The sequence below is a fragment of the Nocardia sp. NPDC056100 genome (genome assembly GCF_042266325.1).
Taxonomy (GTDB): domain Bacteria; phylum Actinomycetota; class Actinomycetes; order Mycobacteriales; family Mycobacteriaceae; genus Nocardia.
The window spans coordinates 878,100-898,273 of sequence record NZ_JBHJVY010000001.1; the positions used below are offsets into that span (position 1 = coordinate 878,100).

Below are 20,174 nucleotides of genomic sequence, written 5' to 3' on the forward strand. Positions count from 1 at the left end.
GCCTCCAATTCGCTTGTGCTGAAACGGATCAAACGGGAACTCAGGGGGCCGCGTCCTCGAAGGCGCTCGCGGCGAGGTGGGTGACCACCATGCGGATGGTGGCATCGGCCCAGGCGGTATCGGCCAGTAGCGGGCGCACCGCCTCGGACAGTCGGTCGAGTAGTGCGGGCAGCGGTAAAGCCGTTGCCACCACCCGGATTTCGATGATTCCGGCGACGATGTCGATGGCCGTGTTCCGGCCCGGCCAGGGCAGGCCGCCGGTGATCGAGGGTTCGGGTTCCAGGCCGTCGAGCGCCGAGAGCACTTCGGCGATCTTGTCGATCAGCTCCGCGGGCGGCTTCATCGGGCCTCCGGTTCGATATCGATGATGGTCACCGACACCTCGTCGACGCGCACCCCGGTCTGCGCGCGCACGGTCCGCATCACCGCGTGCTGCACCTCGGCCCCGATCGCCCCGGCATGCTGTCCGGCCGCGATCGCCAGCTCCAACTCGACGGCCAGTACTCCGCCATTGCGGTGCACGCGAACACCTTTCGTCGAGGCGAGCTCATACCCGGTCCACAGCTGCTTTCCGGCCCGGTTGAACGCGGCGACCAGCCCGCGCAGTCCGTGTTCGACGCGCACCACCCCGGGCACCTCGATCGCGGCCCGTACGGCCACACCGGCCACCACCGGATCCGCCACCACCAGTTCCGCACGCCGGGAACTCATCGACCCTCCCACTGGAAATCGGTGCGGCCCAGGCTCATCGGCCGCCTTCCTGATAGACGTCGACGATCGCGATATCGAGCCGCCCGACCAGCAGGCCCGTGCGGGCCGATGCGGCGGCGGTGACGCGTTCGCGCACCTGCGGCACCAGACCCTGTACGCCTTCGCCGTTCACCTCGACCGCGATGGTCATGGAGATGTGCACGACCGTCTCACCGTCGGGTCCGACCCCGACGGGGCGCAGGCGTACGCGTCGCGCCCGCACCCCGGCCACGCTGTCGGCGGCGAAACGCAGCACCACCGCGACGGCCTGTTCGCTCACCGCGACCGTGCCCCGGTGCGGGGTGGCCAGGCCGAGCACCTGTCCGCGCCGCCGTTCCGCGCGGACCGCGGACATGATGCGCTCCACCAGATCCGCTGGCGGCGGATCGGGTTCGTCGATCAGCTCCCGGGTCGCGGTGCGCAATCCGAGCAGGCTCTCGCGCGCGGTCCGGCAGTGCGCACAACTCGCCTCGTGGGCGTCGCCGCCACCGTTCTGCACGGTGTCGAGCCGATCCCACACGCTGTCCAATGCCCGGCCGCAGGGCAGCAGATAGTCCGGTTCGGTATCGATATCTGTCACCGCCATGGCTGCATCACCTCCGCCAGTTGGGCTCGGGCCCGCGCGATGCGACCGCGTACCGCGGTGGCGTTCGCGCCGACGATCTCGCCGATTTCCTCGTATGAGCGGCCGTGCACCTCGCGCAACAGCCAGCACGCTCGTTGTTCGGGGGTGAGCTCCCCCAGGGCCGCGGTCAACGCCTCCAATTGGCCGTTGACCTGCGCCGCGTGTTCGGGACGGGTCTCGACGCGCGGGGATTCGGCGGCATCGGGATCGGCGTCGACCGGAAGTTGCCGCGAGCGCAGCAGATTCAGGCAGCGATTGGTGGTCATGCGGTAGAGCCAGCCCGAGAAGGCGGCATCGTCCTGGAGTTGGGCGATGCGCCGCCAGGCGGTCAGGAAGACCTCCTGCACGATGTCCTGCGCCTCGGAGCGGTCCGCCAGCATTCGCGAGGCCAGTCGGAACATGGCTCCCTCGTAGCGGAGAACTAGCTGTTCGAAGGCGCGAATATCGCCGTCACGAACGCGTGCGGCCAGGGTGGCATCGTCGGACACACCTGTGAGCGCCGCGTCCGGCATGGTCCCAGCACCTCCTCATCGCTTCCAATGGTTAGACACACGAGGACGGAGATCGTCACGAAGCAGTATGAGTGATGGTTGTCTCAATGGTTGCCGCGTGACGAATCGACTGTCCGGAGTGTCCGGATGCGCTGAGGTGGCGCAGGGGTGGGCACTCAGCCCAGGGCGTACACGTACCGGCTGGTCGGGACCAGATCCAGGTTCTGATGCGCGCCGAAACGCACGACGCTCTCCATCATGAGGGTGACACGGCGTTGCAGTTCGGCATCGTCATCGCCCGCGCCGTAGAAGGCGTGCGCACTCGTCATGGCGGCCATGGGGAAAAGTTCCTCGACGAGGGCGTCGACCCGCTTACCCGGGGTGATCGGCTCGAGCACGGTGTTCTGCACGTATCCGAAGGTGTCCTGGGTGTCGATGGCGACCGGGGTGTGCAGATCATGCCAGCGGTGCAGCCATTCGCCCCGGGTCAGCTCGTCCGGAATGCGCAGCAGGGCGAAATTGGCCAGGGCGTCGGTGCGCTCACCATTGCCGACCTTGGGCGGAATGATCGGAGTGCGCTCATCGACGGTCCAGCCGTTCACCTCATCAGCCACCGAACCCAGTGCGGCGGTGACGGGTTCATGCCCGCCCCGGGTGCGCACGCTCACGATCGCGTCGATGGGTTGTTCGTAGGTGCTGTGCTTGACCTGTGCCGCGGCCACATCGGAATCACGCACATTGATCTGGAATTCGGTGGCGCCGATATCGGCCAGCCGATGCCGTAGCTCGGCGGCGTGCAGCCGCTCGTCCAGATCCGCGCCCCAGAGGGCGTACATCAACTTCATTCCGAGTCCTTCACCGCTCACATTGACCGGCTCACGGTAGCTCGACGGGCCTGTTCCAGCCGTCCGTTTCGGCACACCCGTCCCATCCAGCGGACCCGCGCGGGTTCGGATCCCATTCCGGGGTGTGATGCCGTTCACATCGGGCCGGTCAAACACCTATTTGTATTTTTCGCAGAAATTCGTGAAACACATCCGGGTTTGCGTGAGATTAACCGAGTATCCGCAATCCAGCGGAAGACGAAAGGAAAGAAATCATGTTGCTCGGACTCATCGGCGCATTCGGCGTCGGCGCTGCTCTCGCTGTAGCCGGATTCCTCGCTGGACTGGGTATCCTGATCTGAATCAGAGACCCGCAAGGGGCTCGAGGACAATCGACACCCCTGACACATGGACCGATCGCCACCACGGATAACCCCGGTTATCCACGGTGGCGTTCGGCGTTTTCGGAGATAATTCAGCGAATGGAGCGGACTTCCGGATCGACATCGCCGTCTGCGGCGCTGATCGCCTCACTGAGCAGCTGATCCAGGTGATACGGATACACGGTCTCGCCCGCCGCGTCGATGGCCGCGATATCCGCGGGGGTGCACCATTTATTACCGGTGATGGAACGCCGCTCGATGAAATCGAGTTTCGCCGGATTGGGTTCGAAGTTCTTTGCCCGCAGCGCGAAGAACAACTCTTCCGAGCGAATCAGCTCGCCATTGAATGGAAACACCGCCACCCGTCGCCACAGCGGTCCGCGCAATGCGGAAGAGTCTGCGGGATAACCCGTTTCTTCGTATAGCTCGCGGATAGCGGCTTCGCGCAATGATTCCCCGGGATCGACGCCGCCGCCGATGGTGAACCAGAATTCCACGTCCGGGACTTTCGGATCGTGACCGCGCAGCAGCAATACGCGATTCTCTTCGTCCAGCAATACAACTCGCGCCGACGTCCGGACCGTATCGACTTCCAGCCCGGTTGAGGCTGCGGCGGTTACCCGTTCGGCGATCTCGAAATACGTCGGCAGCGGCGCGGTGCCGCCCAGGTGCAGGATGCGCACCAGGCGGCGGGTGCGCAGCGCGAGGGTGTCGCGCACGGCGTCATTGTGGAAGCGGCGCGCGATCAGCACGCGGGCCTCGGCATCGGCCAGCTCGGCCACGATCTGCGGTGGCAGCTGATCGATATCGATTGCGGAAAGCGCTGCGGCCAGCTGGTTTTCAATGGGTTCGCGGTCCTGCCAGTCCGCGCGCTCGGCGCGGCCCGCGAGGGCTGCCAGTCGTCGCGCCTGTTCGGTCTGGTCCGGGCCGAGCAGTGCGGACACCGAACGCGCCACCACCGCGCGCCGGGCCAGCGCCGCGTCCAGGGCGTGCCGGGCCTGGTCGGTACGCACGTGCAGGCGGTCCAGGCGATTGGCGGTGGTGTAGGCCCAGACGCCAATGGTGATGACAATGGCCGCGATTAAGGCGAGAACCAGAATCGTGGTGGCGGAGAAAGTGATCATCCGGCGGTCCGCACGCGCATATCGCCGACGGTGACGGTCTCGTAGACGCGCAGGATCTGTTCGGCGACGACCGGCCAGTCGTATTCGCCGACAACCTGATTCGCGGTGCGGATGAGTTCCTCGCGGCGTCCGGCGTCGGTGAGCACGTTATCGAGGGCCTCGGCGAGCAGATCCGAATCCCCGACCGGGACCAGCATGCCCGCGGTGCCATCGCGCAGCACCCTGCGGAAGGCGTCCAGATCGCTGGCGACCACGGCGGTTCCGGCGGCCATCGCCTCCACCAGCACGATGCCGAAGCTCTCGCCACCGAGGTTGGGCGCGCAGTAGACATCGGCGCTGCGCATGGCCGACGCCTTCTCCTGATCCGAGACCTGTCCGAGAAAGCGCAGGTGCGAGGCATTTTCACCGGCTTCGCGGCGCAATCGCTCCTCATCGCCGCGACCCACGATCAGCACTTCGATATTCGGGTGGCGGCGCACGAGTTCCGGCAGCGCGCCCAGCAGTACGTCCATGCCCTTGCGCGGTTCGTCGTAGCGGCCCAGGAACAGCACCGTGCCGCCCGCGCGCGGATAGCCGTCCAGCAGCGGAGCGTGCGCGAAGGCGGGAACGTCCACGCCATTGGGAATTTCGACGGCGTCACCACCGAGCGCCTCGACCTGCCAGCGCCGGGCCAGCTCCGAGACCGCGATCCGGCCGCTGATCTTCTCGTGGTACGGCCGCAGCACGCCCTGAAAAGTACTGAGCACCAGCGATTTCGTGGTCGAGGTGTGGAAGGTGGCCACGATCGGCCCCTCGGCGATCTTCAACGCCAGCATGGACAGGCTGGGCGCGTTCGGCTCGTGAATGTGCAGGACGTCGAAGTCGTTCTCGGCGATCCAGCGGCGAATCCGGGTGTAGGCGGTGGGGCCGAAGGAGAGCCGGGCGACCGAACCGTTGTACGGGATGGCGACCGCGCGACCGGCGGACACCACATACTCGGGCAGCGGGGTGTCATCGGCGGCGGGCGCGAGCACGCTCACCTTGTGCCCGCGCTCGATGAGCACCTGCGCGAGTTCGACCACATGCGCCTGCACCCCGCCCGGAACGTCGAACGAATACGGGCAGACCATGCCGATTCTCATAGCGCGCCGTCTCCCCTGTGCCCGTCGGCGTTCTGCTTCACCCCGGGCTGCTGATTCCCCAACTGCTGCTGTACCGCGGCGATGCGATCGAGTCGCGACTGCGACAAATCACTCTCCCACAGCGGCTGCAACATGTGCCAGTCCTGCGGATGGGCGGCGATATTGGCGGCGAAACGATCGGCGAGTAACTGGGTGGCCGCCGCCGCGCCGCCCGAAACATCGAGGGGCGCTTCGGTCTTGAAACCCCAGCCTTCGCGGCCCTGCGCGTCGACGGTGTTCCAGCAGTGCACGGGGATGAGCGCCGCACCGGTCTCGATGGCCAGTTTCGCCGCGCCGGCGGGCATCCAGGTGCGCTCGCCGAAGAAATCGACGGGTACGCCCTTGCCGGTGAGATCGCGTTCACCCATCAGGCAGACCACCCGGTTGTTCCGCAGCCGGTCCGCGAGCTGCGGGAACGGCGGCTGTTCACCGCCGGTGAGCGGGAAGACCTCGAAGCCCAGGCTCTCGCGGTATTCGACGAAGCGCTCGTACAGCGATTCCGGTTGCAGCCGTTCGGCGACGGTGGCGAAGGTACCGTGGTTCTGCACCAGCCACACCCCGGCCATATCCCAGTTGCCCGAATGAGGCAGGGCGAGCACCGCACCGCGACCGGCGGCCAGGGCGGCTTCGAGGTGTTCGACCTCATTGACGAAAAGCCTGCCCGAGCGCACCATTTCGGCGTGATCCATACCGGGCAGGCGGAACGCCTCGCGCCAGTAGCGGGCGTAGGACCGCATGCTCGCGCGCACCAGATCGTCGGGCACCGCGTCGGGTGTCGCGCCGATCACCCGGGCGAGGTTGTGCCGCAACTGATTCGGCTCTCCCGCCCGCGACTTACGATTCGCCTTGCGCGCGGCGGCATCGGCTCCGGCGTCGAATCCCTTGCGCGCCATACCCTCCGGGAGTCCGCGCACCAGCGCCCACCCGGCCGCGTACGCCTTATCGGTCATCGCGGACGTGAAATCGCTGCTCACCGCTGGGGTTCCTCCGGCGCTTTCGGCACAGTGGGGATGATCTCGCGCGCGCCGGGCGAATTGCGCACGGCCAGCACGCGCTGGAATACGGTGATGATGCTCAGCACCGCGAGGATGTACATGGCCGCGTACACCGCGTAACTCAGCCATTCGATCTCGAAATAGCCGCCGATACCGGTGAATCCGGCGCCGACGAGTCCGATGACCAGGCGGTCTGGACGCTCGATGATGCCGCCGTCGGCGGAGAGCCCGCTGGCCTCCGCGCGCGCCTTGGCGTACGAGATGACCTGCGAGGTCACCAGCACCACCAGGGTCGCGGCGAACAGGATCTTGGAATTCTCGTGGTAGACCGCCCACCAGGCCAGCCCGCCGAAGATCGCGCCGTCCGCCACCCGGTCACAGGTGGCGTCCAGTACCGCACCGTATCTGGTGCCGCCGCCGCGGGCGCGCGCCATGGCGCCGTCCAGCATGTCGAACATGACGAACAGCCAGATCACCATGGTGCCCCAGAACAGGTGACCCGACGGGAACAGCGTCACGGCGGCCGCGATCGAGGCGGTGGTGCCGATGAGCGTCATCGCGTCCGGTGTCAGTCCGGTGCTCACCAGTGCTTTGCCCAGGGGCGCAGTCGCTTTGGCGAACGTTTCGCGACCGAAGAAGCTCAGCACGCTATTCGGATTCCTTCCATGCACCAGCCAGCAATGCCCGGGTCTCCCGCAGCAGTTGTGGCATCACCTTCACTCCGCCGACGACGGTAATGAAGTTGGCGTCGCCACTCCAGCGGGGCACGATATGTTGGTGCAGGTGATCGGCGAGTGAACCTCCGGCAACGCCACCGAGATTCAGTCCGACATTGAAGCCCTCCGGCCGCGAGACGCGCTTCATCACGCGAATCGCCTGCTGGGTGAAGGCCATCAGTTCGGTGCTCTCCTCGACGGTGAGGTCTTCGAGGTTCGCCACGCGGCGGTAGGGCACGACCATCATGTGGCCGGGGTTGTACGGGTACAGGTTCAGTACCGCGTACACCCATTCACCGCGCGCGATGACCAGGCCGTCCTCATCCGCCATCTCGGGGATATCGGTGAAGGGGTGCCCGGTCTTCTTGGGCGCGTCCGCCTTTCGTTCCTCGGTCGCGCCGGTGATGTAGGACATCCGGTACGGCGTCCACAGCCGCTGCAATCGATCCGGCTCCCCCGGTCCGCAGTCGACGATCGCCTGCGGACCCGAATCCCCAAGCCCCGCGGTATCTTCGGTGAGATCGCCGGGCACCGTACGTTCAGTCATGCCCTACCCGTTCGTCTTCTGGAAACGCTCAGCGGTCGGAGAGTCGTTCTCGCGGTGCGCGATCCACTCGACCACCGCCGCCACCGCCTCGGCGACCGGGACGCCGTTCACCTGGGTGCCGTCGCGGAAACGGAAGCTGACCGCGCCCGCCTCCACATCCTTGGCGCCGGCCAGCAGCATGAAGGGGACCTTCTGCGCGGTGTGGTTGAAGATCTTCTTCTGCATGCGGTCATCGCTGCGGTCGACCTCGGCGCGCACACCGTGATCGCGCAGCGATTCGATGACCCCGTCCAGGTGTTCGGCGAAGGCGTCGGCGACCGGAATGCCGACCACCTGCACCGGCGCGAGCCAGGCCGGGAACGCACCCGCGTAATGCTCGGTGAGCACACCGAAGAAGCGCTCGATGGAACCGAACAGCGCGCGGTGGATCATGACCGGGCGGTGCTTGGCGCCGTCCGCGCCGGTGTACTCGAGTTCGAAACGCTCGGGCAGGTTGAAGTCGAGCTGGATGGTGGACATCTGCCAGGTGCGGCCGAGCGCGTCCTTGGCCTGCACGGAGATCTTCGGGCCGTAGAAGGCCGCGCCGCCCGGATCCGGCACCAGGTCCAGACCGGAATCGGTGGCCACCTTGCGCAGGGTTTCGGTGGCTTCCTCCCACAGCTCATCCGAGCCGACGAACTTCTTCGGATCCTTGGTGGAGAGCTCGAGATAGAAGTCGTCGAGGCCGTAATCGCGCAGCAGCGACAGCACGAACTGGAGCGTGGTGGTGAGCTCCGCGTGCATCTGCTCCTTGGTGCAGTAGATGTGCGCGTCGTCCTGGGTCATACCGCGGACGCGAGTGAGGCCGTGTACGACGCCGGACTTCTCGTAGCGGTAGACCGAGCCGAATTCGAAGAGCCGCAACGGCAATTCGCGGTAGGAGCGCCCGCGCGCCCGGAAGATCAGATTGTGCATCGGGCAGTTCATCGGCTTGACGTAGTAGTCCTGGCCGGGCTTGCGCACGGTGCCGTCATCGTTCAGTTCGGCGTCCAGGTGCATGGCCGGGAACATGCCCTCGCGGTACCAGTCCAGGTGGCCGGACACCTCGAAGAGGTGGCCCTTGGTCACGTGCGGGGTGTTGACGAATTCATAGCCCGCGGCGGTGTGGCGGCGGCGCGAGTAGTCCTCGAGCTCCTTGCGGATGATGCCGCCCTTGGGGTGGAACACCGGCAGACCCGAGCCCAGCTCATCCGGGAAGGAGAACAGGTCCAGCTCCAGGCCGAGCTTGCGGTGATCGCGCTTCTCGGCCTCTTCGAGCAGGTGCAGGTACTGGTCCTGGGCTTCCTGCGATTCCCAGGCGGTGCCGTAGATGCGCTGCAGATCCTCGCGGCTCTGATCACCGCGCCAGTACGCGGCCGAGCTGCGGGTCAGCTTGAACGCGGGAATGTACTTGGTGGTGGGCAGGTGCGGGCCGCGGCAGAGGTCGCCCCACAGCTTCTCGCCGGTGCGCGGGTCCAGGTTGTCGTAGATGGTCAGCTCTTTACCGCCGACCTCCATGACCTCCGGATCGTCGATGCCCGACTTGTCGTTGATCAGTTCCAGCTTGAACGGCTCGTTCGCGAGTTCGACGCGGGCGGCCTCGATATCGGTGACGCGGCGCGAAAAGCGCTGCGCGCCTTTGATGATCTTCTTCATCCGGGATTCCAGCTTGGTGAGATCCTCGGGGGTGAAGGGGCGCTCGACCTGGAAGTCGTAGTAGAAGCCGTCCTTGATGAACGGGCCGATGCCGAGCTTGGCGCCCGGGAACTCCTGCTGCACGGCCTGGGCCAGCACATGCGCGGCCGAATGCCGGATCACGCTGCGCCCGTCCTCGGAATCGGCGGTGACGGCCTCGACCTCGACGTCGGTCTCCGGAATCCAGGACAGATCCTTGAGATTGCCCTCGCCGTCCTTGACGACGATGACCGCGTCGGGTCCCTTGCTCGGCAGGTCGGCCTCGCGCACCGCGGCACCCGCCGTAGTCCCGGCCGACACCCGGACGAGGGCGACTGGGCTCTTCGGGGCTGTGGTGGTCACGGCTGTGCACTCCTTGGCATTGTCGTAAGCGCGGGAAACCCCCGCGATGTCTGGCCGGTCCATGCTATCGGCACGCCTGTGACCGCGTGCCGATGGACCTGGTGCCGGGGTGTCAGCCTCGGGCGGCCAACTCCTCCAGCAGTGCCTCGCGCTGTGCCGCAGGACGTTTCGGGCAGCTCGTGCACATCTCGCAGCCGGGGGCCTCGAACACCAGGCAGCACGAGATGCGGCGCACAAAAGTGCGCCCGCCGATATCACTGAACCGGGGTACCGGAAGCCGTCCGGAAACCTCCCTGGCCAGCGCCGATCCCACTTCCTGCGCGCCCGCGTCGAGCGCGCGATTACCGATGGCGTCGGCCACGATCGCCCACAGCGCCGCCACCCCGGCACCGGACACCTCGGCCACCACGGGAATCACCGCGGACAAGGTATGCCGCAGTGCATGCCCCACTGGTTCCACCTGAATCGGGTCGCCGCCGACGCCCAACATGATCGGGTCGCCGGTACCCTTCGCGGGCTCATCGGGATCGTCCGCGCCCACCCCCGACCCGTCCGAGGGACCCAGCTCGCACATGGCCAGCACCCGCTCGACTCCCCCGTCCGGCCGCATCTCCAGCCCGATGCTCGCGAGCGCCGGATCCATCACCGGCAGCCCGGCGGCCTGCGCGCTCACGATCGGGTCCACCAGCGAGGACGCCACCATGCACCACCACAGCGTCCCGGACACCCGGGAATCCCCGGTCCCCCAGGAAATCCCCATATCGGATATCCGCTCCCCGAGCCACTGCCGATCCAGCAGTCGCGCTCCGGGCACCACATTGATCCGAACAGGAGGCTGCGCAACCATTTCCATTGGACTCCGATCCAGCCGCCACCGAAGGGGCTCACCAACCAGGATGTCACTGCGGCGCGACCGAGGCTCCCGCGGACGGGCTCAACCCTATGTGTACCCCCGCACCCGCTTCCGCAGGCGCGCCGCCACTCCCGCCGCCACGGATTCACTGACTCCCGCTAAGGGTCTCCCCCTAGATCTCCTGTGATCGGGAACATGCCGGATCCTCCTCGAGGTTGATACGAAAGGCGACCAACGAGCGATGTATACAACGACGTTCGCGCGCAGAATTTTTGGTGCGGACGGCGGCCACGCTTACGCAGGAAGCTCACAGGCTCAACGGATCCGGGTCTCAGGGTTCGGCGTGAAAGTGGTGGTCGCGGAGGTTTGCCGCGTGAACTCGATCCACCTGGTGAAGAGGAGAACACCGTGCCCGCAATGGTTTCGATCGCTGTCTCGGGAGTTTCGTCGGAGGTTGTGCGGGAGTACCGCGACCGCGGCTGGAACGTCGATGAGACGTCGGGGGGACTCCGGTTGGTGACCGATGAGCGGATCGCGGCTGTTGAACTCACCGGGCCGCTGGCGGCCGGAGTGCGCAGGTTCCTGCGGGCGAACAATCTGTCCGGACCGGTCATCGAGGTGCGCGGGGCGCAGCGGCGGGAGATTCATCTCGTCGTGGGTGCGGGTAAGGCGGCCAAGGCGATCGAGGCGCTGCGGGCATCCGGCGCGATCGTCCACACCGAGGGTGCGACGGTGCCGCTGCCGATGTCCGGTGGCGCGGCCGAATGGGGCATCGGACCCGATGAGGCGCGCTGGGTGCCGCCGCTGGTGGCGATTTCGGCCGCGGTGCGCGCGGCGGAAACCCGCTACGGCGCCCGGGTTACCGAAGTGGCCTGCTGAAAACCGAGTCAGGCCAACCTAGTCCGAAAGTACTGAGCCGCAGCATATCTCGCCGGTAAGACGGCGAGATATGCCAATCGGCCGAGCACGCGCTACGGGAGCTTTCGGTCTACGCTTCCTCGCGTGAATCGAGGGGATACGACGCGAGCGGGCCTGCGGCCGTGGATGCGATGGACGCTCATATTGGCCGGAATCGCCCTGGCCGCCACCGCGGTGACCCTGGTTTCGCTGCGCTTGTCCCCGGACAAGCCCCGGATCGATATCGCCGCGGCCAGGATCGGCGATTGTGTGGCGGGTAAGGATGTCGTGCCGTGTTCGGATGAGCGCGCCCTGTATCGGGTCACCGCGATCGTGGGCATCGGCGAGTCCTCGAAATGCCCGCCGATGAGCAATTCGGCATTGGGCGGGGTGCGCTCATTCGACGAAACCGCCAATGGCACCGTGTGTTTGGCGTTCGTGAACCACTAGAGCTGGCGGATCACCTTCTCGGCCAGATAGAGCGCCGCGACCACACCCGCGATGATGATGACGGGATAGGGGTTCGCCGCCTTCGCGTAATCGTAGGTCGACGCGGCCGCGACGATCGTCATGAGGAAGAAAAGAAACCGCTTCATCTGCTTGCTCCCTGGCGGGGATTCCAGGGTAGATGAGGCAATTACACTGCGTCCCAGCCTAATCCGAGCAAGGGCAGGGTACGGACAGCACTACGGCAGTTCTAGGGCCGAATGGTGCCGCAATCGCCGACAGTGCGGGTGTCAGATCAGCTCATCGAGGACGCGGCCAGGACCGATAGGTCGGGGTCGCTGATCTCCGATAGGCCGTTGGCGGTGATCTGGATGACCCGGGCGGTGCCGATGTCGAAGAACAGCCCCGAGACGGCGACACCGCGGCGCAGCATGGCATCTCGGACCACCGGATGGTTGCGCAGCGTCTCGAGCTGCACCGCCACATTCACCATGGCCAGCTGATCGGCGGGGCCGAAGCCCGCGGCCGCGGCGGCCTGGCCGACCGAATGGCCGCGATGCCAGCGATCCACGCTGGATCCGGCATTGGCGAGCCAGTCGCCGAGGCCCGGACCTTCCGGGATCCCGCCCAGCAATGCCTTCATCGCACCGCAGGACGAATGTCCGCACACCACAACGTGATCCACTTCCAGCTCCTCCAGTGCGAAGGACAGCGCGGCTTCGACCGAGGAGTCCCGGCCGTTGGGCGGCACCAGGTTTCCGACATTGCGGATGGTGAACAGGTCACCCGGACCGGTATTGGTGATCAGGTTCGGCACGACGCGGGAATCGGCACAGGTCAGGAAGAGCGAGTGCGGATTCTGTCCGTCGCGCAGTTCGTCCAGGTGCGGGCGAACCACGTGCGCGTTGCGGCGGTGGAAGGCCCGGACGCCGGTGGTGATGGGATTGCCCTCACCCTCGCGCCACGGCCGCAGCACCTCGTCGAGCAGCCCCTTGGACCGTCCGCGCACCGGCGGACCGGTGAGCGCGTCGGCCATCGGCGCGGAGCCGAGTTCCACGAACTCCACTCGGCCGCCGGTGTTCTCATGCTGTGAGGCCCAGTCGTGAATGGCCTCGTAGGCGGCGTGGTCGAGGAAGTCGACGCTCATCTCCACCAGCACGGTGGAGCCCTCGGGCACCTTCGCCAATTGCGCCGAGAGCTTCGGCAGCGCCAGGAAGGTGCAGGTGCCGTCGATGCTGACCATCCAGCGATCGGTGCCGATCACCGGATCGGCCGAGACGTTCACCCGGACCACCCGCCACAGCAGCAGCGCGAATGCCAGCAGCAGGCCGATGAGCACGCCCTCGAGCAGGTTCAGGAAGACCACCGCGAGCACGGTCACCACGTAGACCAGCAGATCTCCGGTGCGCCGGGCCAGGCGAATATGGGCCAGCTTCACCAGCTGAATGCCGATCACGATGAGCAGACCGGCCAGCGCCGACTTCGGAATCTGCTGCACCACCCCGACGAGCGCGACGGAGAACACCAGAATCCAGATGCCGTGCAGGAACGCCGAGGCGCGACTGCGCGCACCGGCCTGCACATTGGTGGCACTGCGCACGATGACACCGGTGACCGGCAGACCGCCGAGCAGGCCGGAGGTCATATTGGCCGCACCCTGCGCCATCAGCTCGCGGTCGAAATTGGTGCGCGGACCGGTGTGCATCTTGTCCACGGCGACCGCGGACAGCAGCGATTCCACACTGGCGATGAGGGCGATGGTCAACGCGGCGAGCGCGACCGCGCCCCAGCCGCCGGACGGCATCTCCGGCAGTCCGATGGCGTCGAACAGCGAGCCGCTCAACACGATTCGTTCCACATTGCCGGGCACCACCATGGACAGCCCGGTGGCGATGACGATGGCGACCAGCGGTCCGGGCAGCGCGCGCAGTTTCCCGGGCACGTACTTCCAGCTCAGCATGATCGCGATGACCACGGCGCCGATGAAGAAGTCGTCGCCGTGCAGGTTCAGCAGTTCATTGGGAAGTTCGACCAGGTTCTTCCACGCGGTGCTGTGCGACGCCCCTCCGAGCAGCACATGCAGCTGTTGCAGCGCGATGGTCACGCCGATGCCGGCGAGCATGGCGTGCACCACCACCGGTGCGATGGCCAGCGCGGCGCGGGCAATGCGGCTGAGTCCGAACAGGATCTGCAGGAGTCCGGCCGCGACGGTGATGAAACACGCGACCTTCCAGCCGAATTGGTTGATGGTCTCGGCGACCACCACGGTGAGACCGGCGGCGGGGCCGCTCACCTGCAAGACGGATCCGCCGACCAGGCCGACCACCACGCCGCCGACCACTGCGGCGATGAGACCGGCGGCGATCGGGGCGCCGGAGGCGACGGCGATGCCGAGAGATAGCGGTAGTGCGACCAGAAAGACCACAATGGACGCGGGTAGATCGTGGCGCAGGAGCGTGCTGGACCAGCGGTCCGCTCTACCTGGCGGTGAATCGGTGTCGGTAGACATCTCGGCTCCTTCTCCGGATCGAATCGATCCGAAAGCGTCGAACATGTTCTGTGGGCATCGAATTGATGCTGTGGACAGCGTTGGCCACAGACTCACCGGACGAGCTGTAGCAAGATTAGAAGTAAAGACTTAGTAAAAGCTGAGAAAACCGAGGCCATAATGTAAAACGGGCGTGAACCCTTTCGGATTCACGCCCGGAGCTTGTCCGCCTACGCCGATCGACCAGCGCCGACGGTTTGCAGGAGACCGCCCGCATGGATGTCGGCCACTCTGCGATCCCCGATCTCCGCGATTCCGTCCACCGTGACCTCCACCACGCGGGCGGAGGCGATATCGAAGAACAGACCCGAGAGCACCACGCCCCGCTCGATCACCCCGCGGCGAACCACGGGATGCGCGTAGAGGGTTTCCAACTGCACGGCCACATTCACCATGCCGAGCTGATCCACCGGCCCGAATCCGGCGGCCGCGGCGGCCACCGCGACCGGATGCCCGAGCCGGTATCGCACCAGACTCGGACGGGCATTGGCGAGCCAGCCGTCCAGATCCGATCCGGTGACCGCCTCCGAATACAGCGCCTCCATGGCGCCGCAACTCGAATGTCCGCACACCACCACCGAACGCACATCCAATTTGTCGAGTGCGTAGATGAGCGCGGCTTCCATGGACGCGTCCTGCCGATCGGCCGGAATCAGATTGCCGATATTGCGGACGGTGAACAGATCGCCCGGACCGCTATTGGTGATCACATTCGGCACCACGCGCGAATCCGCACAGGTGACGAAGAGCGAATCCGGTTCCTGCCCATCGGCCAGCACACCCAGGTGCGGGCGCATCACATGCGCGTGACTGCGGTTGTAGGCCGCGACCCCGGCGACGATGGGATCGACCTCGGCCCCGGTACGCCGCCACGGGCCCAGCACCTCGTTGAGGGTGTGCCGCGAATGTCCGCGCGCGGGCGGGCCATCGGTCGCGCCCGCCATGCGGACGCTGCCCACCTCCACGAATTGCACTGTGCCGCCCTCGGATCGATGCTCCTGCACCCATTCCTGCACCGCGTCGTAGGCGGCGTGATCGAGGAAGTCGACGCTCATCTCCAGGGTGACGTCCGCACCGGTGGGCACCTTGGCCAACTCGGCCGTCAGCTTGGGCACCGCCAGGAAGGTGAAGGTGCCGTCCACTGTGACCAGCCAGCGGGTGCTGTCGACCTGGGTGGTGTGCACCGCGATCCGGACCACCCGCCACAGCAGCAGCGCGAACGCCAGCGCGAGCCCGACCACCATGCCCAGCAATAGATTCCAGAACACCACCACGATGATGGTGGCGGCGTAGACCACCAGATCGCCGGTGCGCTGGGCGCGCCGGATATGCGCGAGCTTGATGAGCTGGATGCCGACCACGATGAGCAGTCCGGCCAGCGCCGCCTTGGGAATCTGGCGCACCACCCCGACCAGTGCGACCGAGAACAGCAGAATCCATAAGCCGCACAGCATGGTCGAGGCTTTACCGCGCGCGCCCGCCTTGACATTGGTGATGCTGCGCACGATGACCGCCGCCACCGGCAGGCCGCCGATCATGCCGGACACCATATTGGCCGCGCCCTGGCCGATCAGTTCGCGATCCAAATCGGTTCGGCGCGCGGAGTTCTGGCGGATGCGGTCCACCGCCACGGCCGAGAGCAGGGTTTCCACGCTGGCGATGAGGGCGATGGTCACGGCCATCAGCGCGACCGCTCCCCAACTGCCGTGCGGCACCTGCGGCAGCCGAAGTTCGTCCAGCAGTGAGCTGTTGAGCACGATGTGCTCGACGCGGGTGGGCAGCAGGAAGGCCAGCCCGGTGGCCGCGACCACCGCGACCAGCGGAGCGGGCACCACGCGCAGTTGCGCGGGTAATCGCTTCCAGCCCACCAGGATCACGATGACGAGCAGGCCGACCGCGAGGTCGCCGCCGTGCACCGAGCGCAGTTCCTGCGGCAATCCCACCAGGCTGTCCCAGGAGGAACTGAGCGAATTGCCGCCCAGCAGCACATGCACCTGCTGTAGCGCGATGACCACGCCGATGCCCGCGAGCATGGCGTGCACGACGACCGGCGCGATGGCCAGCGCACCGCGTGCGATGCGGCTGAGCCCGAAGACTATTTGCAGCAGTCCGGCCAGCACGGTGATGAAACAGGTGGCGGCCCAGCCGAATTGGTTGATCGATTCGGCGACCACCACGGTGAGGCTGGCGGTCGGGCCGCTGACCTGCAGTGTGGAGCCGCCGATGAGTCCGGCTACCACCCCTCCCACTACCGCGGCGATGAGACCTGCGGCGACCGGTGCTCCGGCGGCGACGGCGATGCCGATGGAAAGCGGTAGCGAGACCAGGAACACCACCAGAGAGGCTGGTAGATCATGGCGTACCAACTCGGCGAGGCCGGGGAGCGACGTCCGGGGAGGCTGTTCGGTGTCGGTGGACATATTTCTCCTTCGCCGGTACGGCGGGAGCCGCCCGGTTCATCGGTCAACATGTACTGGCATCGAGAGCGAGCGACGGGCGAGGCTGTGACAGCACGACGCTAGGCAGAACGGCGTAATCGTAAAGACTCTTTAAAGAACCTGGAAAGGGTTTGCGGTAATTGAGGCGAACCGCTACCAAACTGTGACCTGCGCCACTTGCTGGACGTATGCCCGATTGGGCGCAAACCGACTGGTCGACTGTCCGAAAAGTCTCGTGATCTCGGCAATCACGGTGCTACGCTCGAATTCCGAATCGAACGAAAGCGTAACGGACACAATATATTCCGCTGGGGTGGATGCTTTCATTCCCAAAGAAACGAATTCCTATGATTCTGGTCTTCATAGCCAAAGACATCGATGTGCTCGATGACGGCTACAAGGATATGAGCGATGAGCTCGGCATCGCCTACGCCTACGTTCCCAAGCTCTGGCCGGGCGGGATCCGGCTGGAGAAGAAGGAGAACCTCTTCATCACCGCGCACGGCAACAAGAAAGTCATCGGCGACGAGGGGCCGACCCTGTCGATCGATGCGACAACCCTGGCCAAGATCATCGCCCAGATCATCCCCGTCAGCTATACCGGCGATATCTACATGTCCACCTGCAACTCCTTCGAGTTCGCCAAGAAGCTCAAGAAGGAATTCGGCTCCAGCCTGTCCGCGACGGACTTCTACGGCACCAAGAAGTCGATCCCCTACAAGATCCAGGGCCCGGCCGGCGACAGCTGGCACCAGGCCCCCTGACAGCAGGCGTTCATCGAGCGGCCAGCCGATCCAGCTGAGTCAGAATCGAAGGGTCACTGATCTTTTCGTCCTCGGCCAGTAGCAATACCTTGCTCAGGATCACGCTGGTCATGGCGTCCTCGTCGGCGAACGGCAGGAAGAGGCGGTCGTGCCGCCGCTGCCCGAACCCGGCGGGGACGACGCACAGATATCCGCCCGGCTGCACATGAATACTGCCGCTGGTGAGATGCACCCGGTAGGTGGCGCGCGAGCCACGCACGACGGCGACGTTGCCGTCCACGGTCACCCGATCGATGCCCAGTGCACCGATCAGCGCGGCCAGCATCGCGGCTCGCGTGGCTGCGCACGCGTCCGAACCGTAGTCGCCCGTACCCGCCACCGAGACCACCAGATCCAGATCCCGCATCACCTCCGAGAATCCGATCGGAGCCACCTCGCTCAGATCAGCTACCTCGACCCCGCGCCGAAAAACGATCTCGTGCACCGTGACCGGACCACCGCCGAAGTATCCGTCCACATCACACCGCACCCCGGCGGTGTGCACCGCGTCGACCCGCCGAGTCGCCTGGAAGTCCGCGTACTCGCCGTGCGTGGACCAGCCGCGCTGGGAAAGCAGTTGCGCGGCAATATGACCCGCAACCACATGCCCGGCGAATCGGTGTGATCCGGTGCGCGATTCCCGCTCCGCGGGCGTGGGCACATACAGTTCGCGGAACACCTGCTTGACCGGCTGCACTATGCGGCGGGTCATCACCGCACGCTGCCAGTGCTCCAGGTCGGGCAGCGCGGCGGGATGGACCGCGGTCACCGGGCCGGTACGGTCCACCTCGTCGAGAAATCCGACGATCCCGGCGGTATCGCGCCACAGCAGATCCGGCAGCATCGCCGCCGCCGCAGGCAGTCGGAGTAGCCGCGAAAGCTGTTCGGGGGCAAGCGACGAGCCGGTGGCGACGAGCCTCTCGATCAGACCCCCGCGCACCCGGGCGGCCTGATCCCGCAGCTGATCCAGATGCGTCTTGATCTCGGCGTAACCCGGATCGGCGCGCACCGCAGACGGTACGGACTTCAGCGTTCTGCCCGCCTTCTCGACCGCCAGGACCGCTTTGACACCGTTCATCTCGATGCGGGCGCGATACTCGCCGATCTCCCAGCCGACCGGGAGGTCTTCGACAATCCTTGCCTCACAATCGGCTTCGAGCATTGCCGCATCGGTGAATCCGGCGACCTGCGCCAGATGCTCCAGTGCCCGCGCGATGGCGGCACCGTGACTATGCCTGCGATTGGGTCCGAGTTTCGCACCCTTCTTCGCCGAGGCACGCAACTCCAGATAGCGATCGAGCGCGGTTTCACCGGAATTCAACGGCAGCAAGCCGTACGCGGCGATTCCGTCCAGGGCGTGGTGCCGGAAACGTTTGGTCACCGCCGCTCTATTGCGGCCCAGGGCGGCCGAGACGAATTCACTCTCGGCCAGATCGAGTAGTCGATGCGCGGATTCCGCGCCCGCCTCCGCGACGCGCGCGTGAATATCGGCGAGATCCCACACCCCATCGGCATCGACCCGAGTTATCAAGCGCAGCAGCGGTTCCGCGTGCTCCAGTTCGAATACGGGTAGTAATGCGTGTGCCGTGCCGGTCGGCAGCCGATGCCGGAAGGCGATGCGTTGCTCGGGATGGTCGCGACCGCGCAGCACACTCACGAACTCCCGGGTCTCGGCCGCCGTCAACTCCGCGCGCCCCAGCACCGCCGCCACCTCGGGCGCACCGTGGAAATCCAGGGCCCGGACGGCGAACCGCAAGCCGCGCGGGAGCGGATCGGACGGGAGATGATCCATCGGTACCGCGTACTCGGGATCGGTTGCCTGCCAAATGATCTCGTCGAGGTGATCGCGTACCGCGGCGAATGCGCCCGGTGACAGCGTGGTCGAGATGCCTTCCGGATCGTTCAGGAAGACCCGTGTGACGGACTCCCGGTCCAGCGCGCCCAGTGCGTGGAGCGTCTCGAACATTCTCATGGTGGCGACCCGGCTGACCCAGGCGATGCGACTTCCGCACAGTGCCCGCATGGACGCGATGTCACCGGCCGCCATCGCCTCCTCCGCTCGTTCGCTCGCGTGCACGGTGTACGAGTGATCCGAGGGTCGTGAGAAGTACCGCGACGGTGGGAACCCCGGCAACTCGGCCACCGCCGCCCGGCGCGCCGATGTGCGCCACGGCGCGTCGAGAACATCGATCAGGTCATCCGGATCGGTCAGCGGAAAGGCCGTGTCGTACACGGCGTCCACCATGTCGAAAAAGTCGGAATCGGCTGGCGCGCTGTATACCCGGTCGATCTTGCGGGCGAGCAAGGTCAGCGCGAACCGGTCATCGGCGGCGGCACGCAGCTGCGCGAGCAACTCGGACAGCTCCGCCGAATCCGCGCTCATCCGCCCACCAGCCGGTAACCCCCTTCGGCGGCAATCACTTTGCCGCGCACTTCCACATCAGGCACGGGGACCACTGTAGGAGCGCGCACCGACAACAATCTCGCAACCCAAGTGAACTTGGAATGTTTCATTCCA

Annotated in this window: 19 protein-coding genes; 3 read left to right on the forward strand and 16 right to left on the reverse strand. The window is 66.0% G+C overall.

Annotated features, from left to right (window positions below; all coding sequences use genetic code 11):
• Positions 1 to 40: 40 nt before the first annotated feature.
• The 12 genes from ACFC0O_RS04150 to ACFC0O_RS04205 form a co-directional block, all read right to left on the reverse strand.
• On the reverse strand, positions 41 to 343 hold the full coding sequence (locus ACFC0O_RS04150) for a hypothetical protein (protein WP_375953670.1): 303 nt from the start codon (positions 341 to 343) through the stop codon (positions 41 to 43).
• On the reverse strand, positions 340 to 711 hold the full coding sequence (locus ACFC0O_RS04155; protein ID WP_375953672.1) for an Asp23/Gls24 family envelope stress response protein: 372 nt from the start codon (positions 709 to 711) through the stop codon (positions 340 to 342). Before ACFC0O_RS04155 ends, ACFC0O_RS04150 begins: the two co-directional genes overlap by 4 nt.
• A 34-nt stretch (positions 712 to 745) precedes the next feature.
• Positions 746 to 1,336, reverse strand: coding sequence for an anti-sigma factor family protein (locus ACFC0O_RS04160; protein WP_375953674.1), 591 nt, complete (start codon positions 1,334 to 1,336; stop codon positions 746 to 748).
• On the reverse strand, positions 1,327 to 1,887 hold the full coding sequence (locus ACFC0O_RS04165) for an RNA polymerase sigma factor (RefSeq protein WP_375953676.1): 561 nt from the start codon (positions 1,885 to 1,887) through the stop codon (positions 1,327 to 1,329). The genes ACFC0O_RS04160 and ACFC0O_RS04165 overlap by 10 nt, the downstream gene beginning before the upstream one ends.
• 155 nt (positions 1,888 to 2,042) lie before the next feature.
• Positions 2,043 to 2,711 carry a hypothetical protein gene (locus tag ACFC0O_RS04170; protein WP_375953678.1) on the reverse strand — a complete coding sequence of 223 codons (669 nt, stop codon included), beginning with the start codon at positions 2,709 to 2,711 and terminating at the stop codon, positions 2,043 to 2,045.
• Positions 2,712 to 3,165: 454 nt separating this feature from the next.
• Positions 3,166 to 4,194: an NUDIX hydrolase gene (locus ACFC0O_RS04175; protein WP_375955926.1), complete on the reverse strand. Its 1,029-nt coding sequence runs from the start codon at positions 4,192 to 4,194 to the stop codon at positions 3,166 to 3,168.
• Entirely contained in the window at positions 4,194 to 5,318 is a 1,125-nt protein-coding gene (locus ACFC0O_RS04180; RefSeq protein WP_375953680.1) for a glycosyltransferase family 4 protein, read from the reverse strand. The genes ACFC0O_RS04175 and ACFC0O_RS04180 overlap by 1 nt, the downstream gene beginning before the upstream one ends.
• Positions 5,315 to 6,331: a phosphatidylinositol mannoside acyltransferase gene (locus ACFC0O_RS04185; RefSeq protein WP_375953682.1), complete on the reverse strand. Its 1,017-nt coding sequence runs from the start codon at positions 6,329 to 6,331 to the stop codon at positions 5,315 to 5,317. Before ACFC0O_RS04185 ends, ACFC0O_RS04180 begins: the two co-directional genes overlap by 4 nt.
• A complete protein-coding gene (gene pgsA / locus ACFC0O_RS04190; RefSeq protein WP_364632185.1) occupies positions 6,328 to 6,999 on the reverse strand; it encodes a phosphatidylinositol phosphate synthase in 672 nt (223 codons plus the stop codon). The genes ACFC0O_RS04185 and pgsA overlap by 4 nt, the downstream gene beginning before the upstream one ends.
• A 1-nt stretch (position 7,000) precedes the next feature.
• The gene (locus tag ACFC0O_RS04195; RefSeq protein ID WP_375953684.1) at positions 7,001 to 7,615 is read right to left on the reverse strand and encodes an HIT domain-containing protein; all 615 of its coding nucleotides are present in this window, start codon (positions 7,613 to 7,615) and stop codon (positions 7,001 to 7,003) included.
• A 3-nt stretch (positions 7,616 to 7,618) separates the two neighbouring features.
• Positions 7,619 to 9,670 carry a threonine--tRNA ligase gene (gene thrS / locus ACFC0O_RS04200; RefSeq protein WP_375953685.1) on the reverse strand — a complete coding sequence of 684 codons (2,052 nt, stop codon included), beginning with the start codon at positions 9,668 to 9,670 and terminating at the stop codon, positions 7,619 to 7,621.
• A 112-nt stretch (positions 9,671 to 9,782) separates the two neighbouring features.
• Positions 9,783 to 10,523, reverse strand: a complete 741-nt coding sequence (locus ACFC0O_RS04205) for a (2Fe-2S)-binding protein (protein WP_375953686.1) — start codon at positions 10,521 to 10,523, stop codon at positions 9,783 to 9,785.
• Positions 10,524 to 10,940: 417 nt separating this feature from the next.
• Between ACFC0O_RS04205 and ACFC0O_RS04210 the strand changes: the two genes are divergently transcribed.
• Both ACFC0O_RS04210 and ACFC0O_RS04215 read left to right on the forward strand, forming a co-directional pair.
• Positions 10,941 to 11,402 (forward strand): hypothetical protein, encoded by a 462-nt coding sequence (locus ACFC0O_RS04210; protein WP_375953688.1) that lies wholly within the window; start codon positions 10,941 to 10,943, stop codon positions 11,400 to 11,402.
• A gap of 123 nt (positions 11,403 to 11,525) precedes the next feature.
• Positions 11,526 to 11,870 (forward strand): hypothetical protein, encoded by a 345-nt coding sequence (locus tag ACFC0O_RS04215; protein WP_375953689.1) that lies wholly within the window; start codon positions 11,526 to 11,528, stop codon positions 11,868 to 11,870.
• Here ACFC0O_RS04215 and ACFC0O_RS04220 read toward each other — a convergent pair.
• From ACFC0O_RS04220 to ACFC0O_RS04230, 3 genes are all read right to left on the reverse strand, one after another.
• Entirely contained in the window at positions 11,867 to 12,016 is a 150-nt protein-coding gene (locus ACFC0O_RS04220; protein ID WP_364632171.1) for a hypothetical protein, read from the reverse strand. The two genes, ACFC0O_RS04215 and ACFC0O_RS04220, sit on opposite strands and share 4 nt — an antisense overlap.
• 146 nt (positions 12,017 to 12,162) lie before the next feature.
• Complete coding sequence (locus tag ACFC0O_RS04225) at positions 12,163 to 14,376, reverse strand: SulP family inorganic anion transporter (RefSeq protein ID WP_375953691.1); 2,214 nt, start codon at positions 14,374 to 14,376, stop codon at positions 12,163 to 12,165.
• Between the two features lie 209 nt (positions 14,377 to 14,585).
• Positions 14,586 to 16,835, reverse strand: a complete 2,250-nt coding sequence (locus ACFC0O_RS04230) for a SulP family inorganic anion transporter (RefSeq protein WP_375953693.1) — start codon at positions 16,833 to 16,835, stop codon at positions 14,586 to 14,588.
• 365 nt (positions 16,836 to 17,200) lie between these two features.
• Here ACFC0O_RS04230 and ACFC0O_RS04235 point away from each other — a divergent pair, with 365 nt between their 5' ends.
• Positions 17,201 to 17,617 (forward strand): hypothetical protein, encoded by a 417-nt coding sequence (locus tag ACFC0O_RS04235; RefSeq protein ID WP_375953694.1) that lies wholly within the window; start codon positions 17,201 to 17,203, stop codon positions 17,615 to 17,617.
• 10 nt (positions 17,618 to 17,627) lie between these two features.
• Here ACFC0O_RS04235 and ACFC0O_RS04240 read toward each other — a convergent pair whose 3' ends face one another.
• The gene (locus ACFC0O_RS04240) at positions 17,628 to 20,039 is read right to left on the reverse strand and encodes a DUF4132 domain-containing protein (protein ID WP_375953696.1); all 2,412 of its coding nucleotides are present in this window, start codon (positions 20,037 to 20,039) and stop codon (positions 17,628 to 17,630) included.
• Positions 20,040 to 20,174 lie beyond the last annotated feature (135 nt).

Coding starts and splice junctions, on each gene's coding strand:
- ACFC0O_RS04150 (WP_375953670.1), bottom strand. CDS start 343: ATGAAGCCGCCCGCGGAGCTGATCGACAAGATCGCCGAAGTGCTCTCG.
- ACFC0O_RS04155 (WP_375953672.1), bottom strand. CDS start 711: ATGAGTTCCCGGCGTGCGGAACTGGTGGTGGCGGATCCGGTGGTGGCC.
- ACFC0O_RS04160 (WP_375953674.1), bottom strand. CDS start 1,336: ATGGCGGTGACAGATATCGATACCGAACCGGACTATCTGCTGCCCTGC.
- ACFC0O_RS04165 (WP_375953676.1), bottom strand. CDS start 1,887: ATGCCGGACGCGGCGCTCACAGGTGTGTCCGACGATGCCACCCTGGCC.
- ACFC0O_RS04170 (WP_375953678.1), bottom strand. CDS start 2,711: ATGAAGTTGATGTACGCCCTCTGGGGCGCGGATCTGGACGAGCGGCTG.
- ACFC0O_RS04180 (WP_375953680.1), bottom strand. CDS start 5,318: ATGAGAATCGGCATGGTCTGCCCGTATTCGTTCGACGTTCCGGGCGGG.
- ACFC0O_RS04195 (WP_375953684.1), bottom strand. CDS start 7,615: ATGACTGAACGTACGGTGCCCGGCGATCTCACCGAAGATACCGCGGGG.
- ACFC0O_RS04205 (WP_375953686.1), bottom strand. CDS start 10,523: ATGGAAATGGTTGCGCAGCCTCCTGTTCGGATCAATGTGGTGCCCGGA.
- ACFC0O_RS04210 (WP_375953688.1), top strand. CDS start 10,941: ATGGTTTCGATCGCTGTCTCGGGAGTTTCGTCGGAGGTTGTGCGGGAG.
- ACFC0O_RS04220 (WP_364632171.1), bottom strand. CDS start 12,016: ATGAAGCGGTTTCTTTTCTTCCTCATGACGATCGTCGCGGCCGCGTCG.
- ACFC0O_RS04225 (WP_375953691.1), bottom strand. CDS start 14,376: ATGTCTACCGACACCGATTCACCGCCAGGTAGAGCGGACCGCTGGTCC.
- ACFC0O_RS04230 (WP_375953693.1), bottom strand. CDS start 16,835: ATGTCCACCGACACCGAACAGCCTCCCCGGACGTCGCTCCCCGGCCTC.
- ACFC0O_RS04235 (WP_375953694.1), top strand. CDS start 17,201: ATGATTCTGGTCTTCATAGCCAAAGACATCGATGTGCTCGATGACGGC.
- ACFC0O_RS04240 (WP_375953696.1), bottom strand. CDS start 20,039: ATGAGCGCGGATTCGGCGGAGCTGTCCGAGTTGCTCGCGCAGCTGCGT.